At 46.2% G+C, this 13,787-nt stretch carries 14 protein-coding genes; 8 read left to right on the top strand and 6 right to left on the bottom strand.

Annotated elements, in window-relative coordinates:
• The first annotated feature begins 48 nt into the window (after positions 1-48).
• Positions 49-786: a Uma2 family endonuclease gene (locus QUA71_RS08710; RefSeq protein ID WP_333284082.1), complete on the top strand. Its 738-nt coding sequence runs from the start codon at positions 49-51 to the stop codon at positions 784-786.
• Positions 787-828: 42 nt separating this feature from the next.
• On the opposite strand, the gene QUA71_RS08705 is transcribed toward QUA71_RS08710, so the two are convergent.
• From QUA71_RS08705 to QUA71_RS08695, 3 genes are all read right to left on the bottom strand, one after another.
• Complete coding sequence (locus tag QUA71_RS08705; protein WP_333284080.1) at positions 829-1,164, bottom strand: XisI protein; 336 nt, start codon at positions 1,162-1,164, stop codon at positions 829-831.
• Positions 1,152-1,568, bottom strand: a complete 417-nt coding sequence (locus QUA71_RS08700) for an element excision factor XisH family protein (RefSeq protein ID WP_333284077.1) — start codon at positions 1,566-1,568, stop codon at positions 1,152-1,154. The genes QUA71_RS08705 and QUA71_RS08700 overlap by 13 nt, the downstream gene beginning before the upstream one ends.
• Before the next feature lie 85 nt (positions 1,569-1,653).
• A complete protein-coding gene (locus tag QUA71_RS08695) occupies positions 1,654-3,183 on the bottom strand; it encodes a phenylacetate--CoA ligase family protein (RefSeq protein ID WP_333284074.1) in 1,530 nt (509 codons plus the stop codon).
• A gap of 302 nt (positions 3,184-3,485) precedes the next feature.
• On the opposite strand from QUA71_RS08695, the gene QUA71_RS08690 reads away from it, so the two are divergent.
• The 5 genes from QUA71_RS08690 to QUA71_RS08670 all read left to right on the top strand — a co-directional run bounded on the left by QUA71_RS08690 (position 3,486) and on the right by QUA71_RS08670 (position 8,648).
• Complete coding sequence (locus tag QUA71_RS08690) at positions 3,486-5,390, top strand: serine/threonine-protein kinase (protein ID WP_333284072.1); 1,905 nt, start codon at positions 3,486-3,488, stop codon at positions 5,388-5,390.
• A gap of 80 nt (positions 5,391-5,470) precedes the next feature.
• Positions 5,471-5,740: a hypothetical protein gene (locus tag QUA71_RS08685; RefSeq protein WP_333216588.1), complete on the top strand. Its 270-nt coding sequence runs from the start codon at positions 5,471-5,473 to the stop codon at positions 5,738-5,740.
• 273 nt (positions 5,741-6,013) lie between these two features.
• Positions 6,014-6,193 (top strand): hypothetical protein, encoded by a 180-nt coding sequence (locus QUA71_RS08680; RefSeq protein WP_333284070.1) that lies wholly within the window; start codon positions 6,014-6,016, stop codon positions 6,191-6,193.
• A 132-nt stretch (positions 6,194-6,325) separates the two neighbouring features.
• On the top strand, positions 6,326-7,672 hold the full coding sequence (locus tag QUA71_RS08675; protein WP_333284068.1) for an EAL domain-containing response regulator: 1,347 nt from the start codon (positions 6,326-6,328) through the stop codon (positions 7,670-7,672).
• 313 nt (positions 7,673-7,985) lie between these two features.
• Positions 7,986-8,648 carry a response regulator gene (locus tag QUA71_RS08670; protein WP_333284143.1) on the top strand — a complete coding sequence of 221 codons (663 nt, stop codon included), beginning with the start codon at positions 7,986-7,988 and terminating at the stop codon, positions 8,646-8,648.
• Between the two features lie 226 nt (positions 8,649-8,874).
• Here the strand turns inward: QUA71_RS08670 and QUA71_RS08665 are convergent, their stop codons facing one another.
• Complete coding sequence (locus QUA71_RS08665; protein ID WP_333284066.1) at positions 8,875-9,591, bottom strand: pentapeptide repeat-containing protein; 717 nt, start codon at positions 9,589-9,591, stop codon at positions 8,875-8,877.
• A 198-nt stretch (positions 9,592-9,789) separates the two neighbouring features.
• Positions 9,790-10,989 (bottom strand): phosphoglycerate kinase, encoded by a 1,200-nt coding sequence (locus QUA71_RS08660; protein WP_333216594.1) that lies wholly within the window; start codon positions 10,987-10,989, stop codon positions 9,790-9,792.
• 183 nt (positions 10,990-11,172) lie between these two features.
• Between QUA71_RS08660 and QUA71_RS08655 the strand changes: the two genes are divergently transcribed.
• The gene (locus tag QUA71_RS08655) at positions 11,173-11,586 is read left to right on the top strand and encodes a universal stress protein (protein WP_333216596.1); all 414 of its coding nucleotides are present in this window, start codon (positions 11,173-11,175) and stop codon (positions 11,584-11,586) included.
• A 340-nt stretch (positions 11,587-11,926) separates the two neighbouring features.
• Positions 11,927-12,781, top strand: coding sequence for a ribosome biogenesis GTPase YlqF (gene ylqF / locus QUA71_RS08650; protein WP_333217956.1), 855 nt, complete (start codon positions 11,927-11,929; stop codon positions 12,779-12,781).
• A 19-nt stretch (positions 12,782-12,800) separates the two neighbouring features.
• Here ylqF and QUA71_RS08645 read toward each other — a convergent pair whose 3' ends face one another.
• Entirely contained in the window at positions 12,801-13,616 is an 816-nt protein-coding gene (locus QUA71_RS08645) for an MOSC N-terminal beta barrel domain-containing protein (RefSeq protein WP_333284064.1), read from the bottom strand.
• Positions 13,617-13,787: the final 171 nt, after the last annotated feature.

Genomic DNA, 13,787 nt, shown 5'->3' with positions numbered 1-13,787 from the left:
AAGCTTGCTAAAATAGACACAAAACCTCTTACTCCTCACCAAGCAGCCATGTCCGCAACCGCAGAATTAGCTACTACCCAAGAGATACTAGAACAAGAGATACCAGAAAATGTTATCTTTCCTTCAGGCGATTTATACAGTGACGAATCTCCCGTGGAAACAGAACTGCATCTCCGACAAATAATCCTACTCCTCAACTGTCTAGAATGGCTGTGGCGAGATAGAAACAATTTTTATGCTGCTGGAAACCTCACCATTTATTACAGTCCCAAGCAACTCAAATCGAAAGACTTCCGAGGCCCAGACTTTTTTGTGGTACTCGGAACTGAACGAAAAACTCGGAAAAGCTGGGTAGTTTGGGAAGAAGAGGGAAAGTACCCCAATATTATCGTTGAAATCCTGTCTCCCAAAACAGCGGATATAGACAAAAACTTTAAAAGACAACTCTATCAAGATACTTTTCGCACTCACGACTACTTTTGGTTTGACCCAGAAACTTTAGAATTAGCTGGGTTTCATTTAGTTGACGGGGAATATGAACCAATTGCACCGAACGAATTCGGACATCTGCGGAGTCAGCAGCTCGATTTGAGTCTCGGAATTTGTGGCGGAAAATTGCGTTTCTTTACCGCAGAAGGAGAGCTTGTCCCTACTCCTGAAGAGGTTGCAGAAAGGGAGACTGAACGAGCCGACGAAGAGGCTCAACGAGCCGGACAAGAAGCTCAACGAGCCGATCGCCTGGCCGCGAAACTGCGAGAATTAAATATTGATCCCGATACAATTTAGCGATCGTCCTTTTTATTCTAAGTTTCTGTATTGTAAGCGCGTTTAGGCGATCGCATATCCCGTATGTTGCCGAACATGATACGGATGAAACCCTAAAACTATCTGGTCTTTAGGCACTCCTAATTCTACAAGTTCTGCGGTAATTCCCGTTTCTACACCATCTTGTTGAATCCAGATTTTGCCGTCGATAATTTCCACATGAACGATACAATCGTGAATTCTTTGAGGCCCTTGCCAGCCTTCGTGCATCAGTAAAAAATTGTTTTGTTCGCGGTCAACAATAACGCTGCTTTTAATTTCTCCGTATTGGTAGGGAATCTGGGCATAACTATCTAAGATTTTCTGAATAAATCCGCGATATTCATCTAGTCTATCCATCTGACAACTGTCTCCTTTAATGAATCAAAAACTATTAATTTAAATCTCTTTTTTTCTAACAAAACCTGCCCGATAGGTTCCGAAAAAATTTGTGCATAAACTTCTGCACGGATTGCCCGATATATTATCCGTTCAGGTTCCGAGCGCTCTAGAATATCTTCATAGACAATATACTGTCCAACAGCTTCTTCTAAGTCATGAACGGGTGAAGCACTTACGAAACTTTTTACTTCTACAGCAATTTTGCGACCTTGCTTTTCGGCAGCAAATAGTTTTTCTGCACCCAAATCGACGTTGAGAGTACGTTTGCCAATTTTTAAGGGTAGCGGATCGTTTGTTATCGTCCACCCGTCTTTTTCTAGAGCTGTTCTGACAGTATTGTGGTAGATGTCTTTTGCTGGCATATTTTAAGCTGAACCATCAAATCTCACCCTAATTATAGAATAACATAAGACTTTGGAAAACTGATAGCTCATCAATTCAAACTACTTACTGCCGCGTGTATCTGTGCTTCACCCCAATCGGAAAATACTCCGCATCGCCCATCTCCGTTAATGTCACTACAGGTAACTGATATTCTGGCGGCACATAATTAGCAAATTCGCTGTTTAGCCGCCGCAATTGCGCGAGAATTGAAGATGCGATCGCCTGCTTCATCTCCTCGTCGCCATCCACCCCCGCTGCTAATTCCACAACCACCGATAAAAACCGATTTTGATCGGCATTTTCCTTGACTTGCAGCACAAATTTTCCAGTCACCCATTCCCGAATGGTGGGAACTTCTAAACCTACGGTGACATTTTCCGGGTAAATGTTGGCACCGAAGTAGGAAACGGTAAAGTGCGATCGCCCGAATACATAGACAAAGGGCAAGCAGCGAATTCCTCTGGGGAAATCAGAAACTTTCATACCTGCTGCTTGCTGCAAACGTGCCACAGGGTTAAATCCCCATTCAGCCAAAAAATTGAGCATTGCTTCGTAACAAATTAAACCGCCGTTATCCGAGATGTGATAGCGTATTAGCGGGATGCCATTGTCGCCCGAAAATAACAGCGTGCCGTCATTATTCACTTCAAAAAAGCGACTTTTCGGATCGTACTGCACCAGCGTTGGCAACCGCGATTCCCCGAATAAATTGCGTGCTGCTTCCGGCTTCTTTGCTAAAAAGCGACGGATGCAAATGCTCAGCGGTGTCTCGTTGCCCAAAACGCCCGCATCGGCCGTACCGTAAAGGCTCGCAGAGTTGTAATATAGATTGTCAGAATTAGTGCGCTCGCTCACCAAACTCCGCCATTCTTCGCTAAACACTTCTCCCGCAAACACCATCTTAATTCGGTATTTTTGCCACTCCACACCCCCAGCAATTCCGCTATCAATCACATCCTTGATAAATGGCGGATATCCCAACAAAACTACTTGCTCGAAATGCTCCCCAAGTTCCTGCACAACTCGGAATATTTCAGTCTTATTATTCCCAGGCGTCACAACTGTAACCGGATAACCCTTACTCGCTAGATAGCGGCAGCAATTTGCCGTGTACATTCCGCCTACCCAAGTTCCCAACGCAAAGCAAATCACAGCTAAAGTTGAGCGATTGTCCGCGTAAAAACTGTCGTGAAATATTTGTTCAAAACGAGCAGCTATTTGCAACTCGTCACTGAGAAAACGCGGCCAAAATGTCGGGTTTCCTGTCGAACCAGATGAACCAGCAATGAAATCGCAAGTTTCTAATTTCCCCTGGTAGCACAACTGAGGTAGCGGGTGACAGCGTAAATAATTCTCTTTGGTAATTAGCGGCAATTTTTGAAAGTCTTCAAAGGTTTGAATTGAGGCGGGATTGATGTTAAGTGCAGCTAGGAAAGTCTGGTAAGCTGGTACTGTGGCCGCGACTTTTTGAAAAAGCGCGATCGCCCCGGATTCGGCAACTCGATTCTGCTGGTGTTGCAATCGTTCCTCAAGCGGCGCCCTCAAAAACTCTTCAAACGCCCCAATTGCTCGCTGACGCTGTTCTGGCTGCATGATTTGCTCCTTAAAATGCGTATTTTGCACCGCGATCGCTCAAGATTCAATTAGTAGCGCTAACGCCCGATCGCACCTTGGGCTGGACACTAAAAATTTGAACACATTTTGAGATCCATCGAAAATATGGCGCAGTGGATAAACTTCAATAGCACGAAACCGCTGTTTTCACAATAACCACAGGGGATAGCCAAGCTGCCGATCGACTAATAAACACTGACACACTATGTCAAGATTAATTCAGCGATCGCCCAAAACTCCTAGTCTCAGTCAAGCGTGAAAATCCGACGCAGCAAGTTCCAATGAACAATCCCATCTACCCCGGCATAACTCTCAACAACCACTACCGCATCGTCCGCGAATTGGGACACGGAGGCTTCGGGCGCACCTACCTCGCTGAAGATGCCCACCGATTTAACGAACCCTGCGTTTTAAAAGAATTTGCGCCCCAAGTACATGGAAGTTACGCTTTACAAAAATCAGAGGAACTGTTCGAGCGGGAAGCGGGAGTGCTCTACAAGCTGCAACACAATCAAATCCCCCGCTTCCGCGAACTCTTCCGCGTCAGTATCAGCGATCGAGGCTACCTATTTCTCGTCCAAGACTACGTGCCCGGCCAAACCTACCGCTTTCTGCTCGACGCCCGCAAGCGTCAGGGTTTGCGGTTCATAGAAGCAGAAATCAATCAACTGCTGCTCCAGATTTTGCCAGTGCTCGAATACATTCACTCTTTGGGAGTGCTTCACCGCGACATCTCCCCCGACAACCTGATTCTGCGGAGTTCTGACGGAATGCCAGTGCTCATCGACTTCGGCGGAGTAAAACAAGTCGCCGCCACCGTAGAGTCTCTTTTCGCTGAGGCTAACGGCGCTCCCGGCCCCGCGACTCGCATCGGCAAGCTCGGCTACGCTCCCGTCGAACAGATGCAGATGGGCATTGTCTCTCCCCACAGCGATTTGTACGCTCTGGCGGCCACGGTTTTGGTGTTGCTGACGGGGAAGGAACCGCATCAGTTGCTCGACAGCCAAACGCTGAATTGGAACTGGCGGGCGGAATGTTCTCTGTCTCCGAATTTGTCCCTGGTGCTCGATAAAATGCTTGCTCAACAGCCGAGCCAGCGTTACTCCTCAGCTCGCGAGGTAATGCTTGCTCTCTCCGGCAATCCGCCTTTACAGCCACCTTTGCCACCAGCCCCGGATTTTGGGATCACGCAGCCGCCGGATCTCTCGCCTATACCCGTGCCCGCCCCCACGCCAAAACTGCCGGGAACTCCGGTGCGAGTTGCTGCTATTGGCAATCAGCAAAAAATGCCTGCTTGGAAAATGGTTTTGTTCGTGGTGGCGGTGCTCTCAAGTATGGGGGGGGTTGGCTGGTTGGCGGGCAATTCTTTGTTAAATCTACAATCAAAAGTACAGAAAGTTCCCCAGCCTCCAAACCCGAAGCAGCAGCAAGAAGATGCTTTGCAAGATCGCTTTGTAAAGCTCAAAATTGACGATCGATTCTATAACGGTTACGTCAACCTTGTGGACGAGACTTTCTATGCCAAATACCCGGAATTGGGGGGACGATTGTTAAAAGAAGGCGAGGAAGATCGCCAGTGGCGCGAAAGGTGGCAGAAAATCGGCGACGAGTTGCTCGACAAGCTGGAAAATCTCAGCAGCGACGCTAGAGCGCGGTTGGGCACTTATGACACCACAGATATCGATCGCTGGAAAACTGAGGTTAACAACCTGAATTTGAGCAGTCGGGCTCTCTACGATTTGGCTGATGCTAGGTTCTTTTATTGGTTTCCACAACAGCCGCGCGATCGCAATCTCATTGATTTGCCGATCGGACAAATTTGGCAAGCCATTACCGCCGACGAACTCGAAGCCTTACAAGCTGGAGCAACTATCGAAAGCGTTGAATTTGACCGCCTATCGAACAGCAAACGCCTCACAGGCAATCTCAAACCCGGAGAAGGGAAAGCTTACATTGCCAGGTTCGCTCAAAATCAAACTTTGCGCGTGAATTTGCAAGCACCGCGCAAATCTACCCTACTGTCAATTTATACTCCGGGGCGGACAAAGGGCGCGCGAGCTTTGCTGGAAGATGCAGAGGGGCTTAGTTGGTCTGGATTGCTGGATGATGCTGGTTATTATGAATTCGTGGTAGTTTCTCAAGCATCTGAGCCGATCGCTTACGAGTTGAACCTGACGGCGGAATAACTGCTATTGACGCTCTCTATCCACCCAGGCAATAATAAGGTAATACCAATCAGACAAGTTGTCGGGTTCAAACAAAGAATATGCTGAGATTCGCGATCGTAGCTTTAGTGACTTTTGGGTTAGTATTAGTGACTGCACTAGGTTTACATCCGGCCAATGCGACAGTCAGCACTCCCGAATTTTATGCTTGGAACTTTGCCTCTGTAGGCAGTAGCGAGCTGGTTTGTAAAAAGACCGTGGTAGTTCCGCAAGACCGGATAATTCCGTCATCATCCATGCACGCTGTCACTATCAATTCTGCAATTGTAGATGAAAAGTTTTGCGCGAATTCCACTAAGCCTGTGAATTAAGGTCGTGGATAATATGATTTCCGGTTAGAGAAGCATAATTAAGTTCTCCGTTAGTCGATTTGAGAGTTGAGATTTTAGATTCACTTCACAGATGAATCTGGCAGGTTGAACCTTAATCTAAAATTTTTATCTCTCCACGACTGTTGTCTGAAAGCAAGTATCCTTTTTTGGGCGCGCTCAGGACTCTGCCTCCTGATTCATCCATTGAGATAAGACTATAGTTGTCAGTACAAATACAGACTAATTATGAACAATTAACCGGAAATCATATAAGTGATTGCCGGATTAATTTCCGGCATCCGCGCACTTAAACTGTTAGCTGAAATTTTTTTTATGAGAAATCTCGGCTATTTTGTAATAAAAGTTTATTCAACGATTCGGGCGCAACAGTTTTCTGATCTTGAAAAAGATCGAAATCTTCCCTATTTGGGCAGTTATTTGATTGTGACTTAAGAACCGAGGAGAAATATTCAGCCATTTGGCTTATCATTTATTGGCTAATTAGCTGAAGTATTAATTTGCTAGTTTGAGTATGCTAGAGTTAGTCAGGTTCAGATATATAGTGCCATCTGTTATCTAAGTATCATGCTCAAAATTTTGGTGATTGAAGACGACGAATTAATCCGGGAAACTCTTCTGCAACTCCTGGAATCTCACAGCTACCGGGTCATTGCGGCTGAAAACGGTCGAGCTGGGGTGCAGATGGCACTTTCGGAGATACCCGATTTAATTTTGTGCGATGTGCAGATGCCGGAACTCGACGGTTATGACGTGTTGCGGACTCTGCGGCAAAACTCGCTAGCTGCAACAATTCCATTTATTTTCCTCACGGCTCAAAGTGATAAAACCGATTTTCGTCGGGGGATGGATTTGGGGGCAGACGATTACCTGACAAAACCGTTTACCAAGGCTGAATTGCTGGGAGCCATTGCTTCTCGCGTCTTGAAACGGCAAACTATTACTCAACCGCTGACAGTCGCCCTTCACCAAGCAGAAGCCAGACTCAAAGATTTAGTTAACGACTCCACCAAGGTTACGACTCTCTCTCCTGAAAAGTTTGCTCTCGAAGCTTTGCTGCGCCACGCTTTGGCACAAGGTGAGTTTCAGGTATACTATCAGCCACAAGTGAATATTGCTACCGGCCAAGTTATCGGCGCTGAAGCTTTAGTGCGCTGGCAAAATCCCGATCGAGGTATAATTTCTCCCGTCGAATTTATTCCCTTAGCAGAAGAAACAGGTTTAATTATTCAGATTGGGGAGTGGGTACTGCTTTCAGCTTGCGCTCAAGCCGCTAGTTGGGTGGCTGCAGGGTTTTCGCCCTTTACAATATCAGTAAATTTGTCTGCGCGACAGTTGTCTGACCCGGAACTCAAGGCGCGAATCGTGCAAATATTGGAAACTACAGGTTTAGATCCTGCTAATTTAGAATTAGAAATGACCGAAAGCGCTTTGGTGGAAAATGCGACAGTAGCAGGCGCTACTTTAAACGAACTTAAAGCTCTAGGAATTCGGATTGCTATTGACGACTTCGGCACCGGTTACGCTACTTTAGGATATCTCAAGCAATTTGCTTTTGACAGTTTAAAGATCGATCGAATTTTCGTCCGTAATGCCAACGAAGATACTCAAAATGCTGCTATTACTACAGCAGTAATTTTACTGGGTCACAGTTTGAATATGACTGTAATTGCTGAGGGAGTGGAAACAGAAGCAGAACTAGATTTTTTGAAACAACATCAGTGTGATATCATGCAGGGCTATCTGTTCAGCCGCCCCGAACCAGCAGCGATAATTGAAAGTATGTTGGTTGCCGGCCCGAGTTTGTTCGCGCCGTCCCCAGCAGCAGGACCTGCTGGCGTTGTCCCTTTTGTACCTGTGTCCGAACCCGAAAAATCTAAAAACCTTTCAATGTCGGGTCTAGGAATAGTGTAAGTGTCACCAAGATTTCTGTATAATAGGATAAAATTCTTTCTTTTACCTTCTATTTTCTGCATAAAAGTTGACGCTACCTCATAAAAAGTTGTAGCTTTTGATGATCGGCGAATCAAAGAAGGAGATTGTTCCCTATATTCCTCTACTGCTTCCCCTTTTATGCGATCGGCGCCCCTAATTGGACTATTTGAGAAATTGTGGCGTCTTGAAATTGCGAGCCTTTATTAAGTGGCAGCAGGTAAACTCATTTAAGTTCCTACTTTGGGACTGGCAGTTTCAAGAACTGTCCAACTGGAATTGGTGCAAGCCTGTCATGGAAAGAATATTAGTGGTTGACGACGAAGCAGACTGTCAAACAGTCTTAGCAATGTACTTGGAAAGTCAAGGATATCGGGTGGAATGCGCTAATTCAGGGGTTGAGGCGCTCTCGATTTTTGAAAATGCCCCCCCAGATTTGGTAATTTCAGATGTCATGATGCCGGAAATGGACGGGTTTGAGTTTTGTCGCCGTTTGCGAACTACCCGTTTGGGACAGTTAGTCCCCTTTATATTTTTGTCGGGTCAAGGCGAGTTGGAGTCAAAAGTTGAAGGTCATTCGATCGGAGCTGACGATTATTTGGTAAAACCTTTTCAGTCTGAAGAAATCTTAGCTAAGGTAAAAGCGCAGTTAGAGCGCTCTCACCGCATTCACGCCGAGATTGTCCGACTGCTTCAAACTTCTAGCAGGGCGGTGGAACCACAAGTGGTGGCAGTATTGCCAGCACCTGCACCTTTGCCTTTAACACCAGCCGAGGAAAGAGTTTTTTGGGAAGTAATCCAGGGTTATACTAACAAACAAATTAGCGATCGGCTGTTTATTAGCCCTCGGACTGTGCAAGCTCATTTAGGCAGTATTTTCAGTAAATTACAGTTAGAAAATCGTGCCCAGCTTGTGAGATTTGCCCTAGAAAGAGGATACAAACCACCTCAAACTTAGCTCGGAGCTCAACATAGGGTGCGCCAGCCAGTCAGTGGATTTTAGATTTTAGATTTTAGATTTTAGATTTTAGATTTACTCTAGAGATTCATCTGGGAGCTGGAACTTTAGTCTAAAATTTTGATCTTTCCACGGCTAAAGTCGGGGGCTTCTATCCGTTTTTGGGCGGCATCAAAAAGCCCCGTAGCGGCAAAAAAAATGGAGGCTGACGCACTCAGCAAGCAGATTATTCCACATTGAAAACACAATAAGGAAAATTAGTTATCACGCAAACCCCTGACCCCAAATTCGTACCTCGCAAGTTGGCACGTTGCAAATCAGCCTGCCGCACGTTATTCGCCGCATCAATATTTGTCCCGGTCAATTGAGCCCCAGGAAGTCTAGTATTTGACAAAATAGCATTCTGCAAATTAGTATCGCGCACATCGGCGAAAGACATATCCGCTCCGCTTAAATTTGCACGATGCAAATTAACTCTAAACAACAGCGATCGCCTCAAATCGGCATTCGACAAATTAGCTTGCAGCAGATAAGCTTCCCCCAGATTCGCATTAAAAAGTTTAGCACCGCCCAAATCCGCACTCGTCAGATTCGCTCGCCCCAAAAAAGCATTAGACAAATCCGCATTTCGCAGATTAGCCCCATTCAATTCAGCACCGTACATCTCGGCATTAACTAAGTTAGCATTTGCCAAATTAGCATCACTTAAATCCGCTTCTAGCAAATTAGCTTCATAGAGATTTGCTCCGCTTAAATCCGCTCCTCTTAAATTAGCTCTGTACAAGCTAGCCTTGAACAAATCAGCATTTCTCAAGTCACAGCCCTCGCACTCTTTACTTTCCAGCAATTGCCTAACATGATCTGGATTTTGAGCTTTAACGGGAGCTGGCAGCCCAAACAAAGCTAAACAGGCCGTTACAGTTGCCAAGAGTTTAAGTTTCACAAACAAACCTCACTGCTACTTCAAACAAATTATACTAGCAAACTGTAGACTTTAAACCGCTCTCCTTTATCCTTCTCTCTTTTCTCTTGCTCTGCATTCTCTGCGCCCTCTGCGGTAAATCTTCAAAAACATGATTCGCAGCCAAGGATTTATACCTGCTTCCAGCAAGGCGGGCTTTGCCCGCCCTACTTAACTTAATTAAGCTTCATCTAAAGCAGCAACACCAGGCAATTCCTTACCTTCGAGCAGCTCCAAACTAGCACCGCCACCAGTAGAAATGTGGCTCATTTGTTCACCTAAATTCAACTGCTCCACAGCCGCCACCGAGTCACCACCACCGATAATTGTGGTAGTACCAGTTTTAGTAAGTCCAGCCAAAGAATGAGCGATTCCTTCAGTTCCCACAGCAAACTTCTCCATCTCAAACACGCCCATCGGCCCGTTCCAGATTACAGTTTTGCAATCGGCCAAAGCATCTTGGAAAGTTTTCACAGAATCGGGGCCAATATCCAAACCCATCCAACCGTCGGGGATGCTTTCAACAGAGACAGTTTGAGTGTTAGCATCAGCAGCAAACTTGTCAGCAACTACCACATCAGTAGGTAACAGAAAAGTAACTCCCCGTTCCTTCGCCTTAGCTTCCAAAGACTTAGCCAATTCCAGCTTGTCCTCTTCCACCAAAGACTTGCCAACGCTCAAACCGCGAGCTTTGTAGAACGTGAAAACCATGCCACCGCCCAACAGCAGTTTGTCGCACTTTTCCAACAGTTTTTCAATGACTCCAATCTTGCTGGAAACCTTAGAACCGCCGATAATAGCCGCTAAAGGACGCTGAGGATTGTCGATCGCACTGCCGAGATATTGCAGTTCCTTCTCCATCAAAAACCCAGCCACAGAAGGACTCAGATACTTAGTAACGCCCTCTGTAGAAGCGTGAGCCCGGTGAGCCGTACCAAAAGCATCGTTGACATACAAATCGGCCACAGAAGCTAAATTCTTAGCAAATTCCGGGTCGTTTGCCTCCTCCTCTGGGTAGAAGCGCACATTTTCTAGCAAAACCACATCGCCATCTTGCATCGCGGCGACTGTAGCAGCGACTTCATCGCCGATGCAGTCATCAGTCTTTTTGACTTCTTTACCCAACAATTCCGACAGCCGTTTAGCAACCGGTGTCAAGCGCAACTTCTCCGTCACACCCTTGGGACGGCCGAAGTGGCTGCACAAAATGACCTTAGCACCCTTGGACGCTAAATCTTGAATTGTCGGCAGAGCCGCCCGGATGCGAGTATCATCGGTGATATTGCCGTTGTCGAGCGGCACGTTAAAGTCCGCCCGCACCAGTACCCGTTTGCCCGATAAGTCCGATGCCGATAAATTTGCTACAGTTTTTTTTGTCACAGGATTAACCTCCTAATATGTGTGTTTTTGTGGAATTCCGTTGAAATGGCGGCACTGGTCACTTGCACTTGGGCCTCGGACGCATTCAACCGCGTCCGTACAAAAAACGGAAGATGAAACAAACGGCACTGATTGGCTCAACGTAAACATTTTATCGGAGTCCGCGTCCCGGAGATGCGCAGTATGTTCAAGACTGTCTTATTTCCTGTAGATCAAAGCCGAGAAGCCCGCGAAGCTGCCGAAAAGGTGGTCAATATCGTGAAAACCTACGCCTCTCGCTTAGTTATTCTCTCGGTAGTCGAGCCCCCAGCCGAGGAGGCCGGCGCCCCGGCGCGAGAGGTGATGACTTCCCCCGAAGCCGTCGCCAAACTTCTTTCTGAGGCCCAATCGATGTTTTCCCAGCAGGGAATTGAAGCTGAAATCATCGAACGGGAAGGCAAACCTGCTTTCACGATTTGCGATGTGGCTGACGAAATTGGGGCCGATTTGATTGTGATGGGCTGTCGGGGGATGGGTTTAACCGATGAGGGGGCGTTTGACAGCGTTACCAATCGGGTGATCAATCTGTCTCCTTGTGCAGTTTTGATTGTGCCTTAAGGAAGGAAGAAGGAAGAAGGAAGAAGGAAGAAGGAAGAAGGAAGAAGGAAGAAGGAAGAAGGAAGAGGGAAGAAGGAAGACGGAATAAGGAAGAAGCCAGAAAGAAAACTCTTTCTTTTTACTTAATTTCAGCAGTGTAAGTTAGATACCTAACAGCTTACTTTTTCATTTTCCCTTTTTCATTTTTTCTTTTCCCTCTTCCCTCTTGCCTCTTCCCTCTTCCCTCCTTACTTCTTGATTCCTTACTTCCTGATTGCCTCCCTAGTTCCTTCCTTTGTGATTCTCTCTTTCCTTACACTCATTCTTCTTCCTTCTTCCTTCTTCCTTCTTCCTTCATATTATGAAAATTCACTGGTATCCCGGTCACATTGCCAAAGCGGAACGGGCATTAAAAGAACAGCTAAAGCGGGTAGATGTGGTGCTCGAAGTCCGAGATGCCCGCATTCCCTTGGCTACTTTTCACCCCCAAATGCCGAGCTGGGTGGGCGGCAAGGCGCGAGTCTTGGTCATCAACCGCATGGATATGATTACGCCTCGATCGCGCGAGGCGTGGGAAACATGGTTTGAGGCCCAGGGGGAAACTGCGTATTTTACCAATGCCGAGCACGGTCACGGAGTAGACGCTGTGGCCGATGCAGTGCAGAATGCTGGGGTGCAGCTAAATAAAAGAAGGTTCGATCGAGGTATGCTGCCCCGTCCAGTCCGCGCAGTGGTAATGGGATTTCCCAATGTCGGAAAATCTGCTTTAATTAATCGGCTGTTAGGGCGGAGAGTGGTAGATAGTGCTCGCAGAGCTGGAGTAACTAAATCGCTCCGATGGATTCGCATTTCTGACGAAATTGAATTATTAGACGCCCCCGGAGTGATCCCAACCCGAATTAACAATCAAGAAAATGCCATAAAATTAGCTATTTGCGAAGATATTGGTGAAGCAGCTTACGACAATCAGGTAGTAGCAGCAGCGATGGTAGATTTGCTCCGAGGGCTGCAAGCGGCGGATGAGACTTTGATATCAATATCTGGTTTCAAATCCAGGTATAAATTAGATCCAGCTTCTAGTAATGGTGAAGATTATTTGCACGAGGTAGCAAAAGACAGGTATAAAGGAGATGTCGAACGAACGGCGCGGCAGATGTTAAACGATTTTAGAACTGGTGTTTTGGGTCAACTTACTTTGGAGTTGCCCCCGGCTTGATCGGATTCGTACCCTACAACTAATCAGAAACGGTATTCAATAGAGAGTTGCGGGCGCTGAGAATGTGAACTTCGTCTCCTATGTGTAATATTTTTTCTGCTGCGTGAGGTGCGACTCGTGTGTTAACTATCAGCCGACTAAAGTGATTTAAATGGCCTTTTTTTACCAAGTCAGGCATGATTTCCTTCTGCTTGGCTGTTAGTATATTTTTAAAATTGGGATCGCCTGGTTTCGCCCCATAATTTCGCGTAGATAGGATATATGGCTGACCCGGATTAATAGCTTCAAATATTACTGTCCCTATTTTAAACCTAACAATTTCATCGGCTTGTGAGAAAAGTTGGTCTTCCCAAAAAGCCGGGACATCTCCTATTTCAATATTAGCTCGCAAGCGATGGCGCATCTCGTTAACGCAAACTCTCGGAAACCAAGATGCAACTTCGGCAATTGTTTCGGTACTGATAATGCTTGGCCCTGGTGCAGCGGTATTGTCGGGAAAACCTGTCAGCAAGTTTTCAATTAACTTGACGGGGAAACCGAAGTAGTTGCTCAACCAAGATTCTATTCCCGGGCGTTCTCTATCTACATGAAAAAAAAATTCTTGTTCGGTGTCTTGTATTTTCAGGCCGGCAATTCTCTTTTTGATGTCAAAGGATAAGCGTAGAAAACAGACTCCGCTGTTGCGCTTAGTGTTAACAAATTCTCCTGCTGCATCGCAGATTGCAAAAGAGCGATCGCCTTCTAGAGCTCCGCTGGCTAGAATAGTTGCTTGACTGACTGCTATGCCGTCAAGGGACTTGACCGGATAGATATGAATGCTGGCGACGTAGGACATTTCGAGCCATTGATAAATAATTGTCGTTTTAGATACATTCTAGCATCCCCTGCCGACAGAAGGATGACCGCAGTTAACAGGGTGAAATAAAATATCAATGAAAAAAAATTGGTCACTTTTTTGAAGTTTACATTTGGTCGGAGCGGCGTGTAAAGAAAAATCAAATAAGTC

It is taken from the genome of Microcoleus sp. MON1_C5 (assembly GCF_036701875.1).
GTDB lineage: Bacteria > Cyanobacteriota > Cyanobacteriia > Cyanobacteriales > Microcoleaceae > Microcoleus.
The sequence above is the reverse complement of the archived record's forward strand: the minus strand, read 5'-3'. Positions and strand labels throughout refer to the sequence as shown.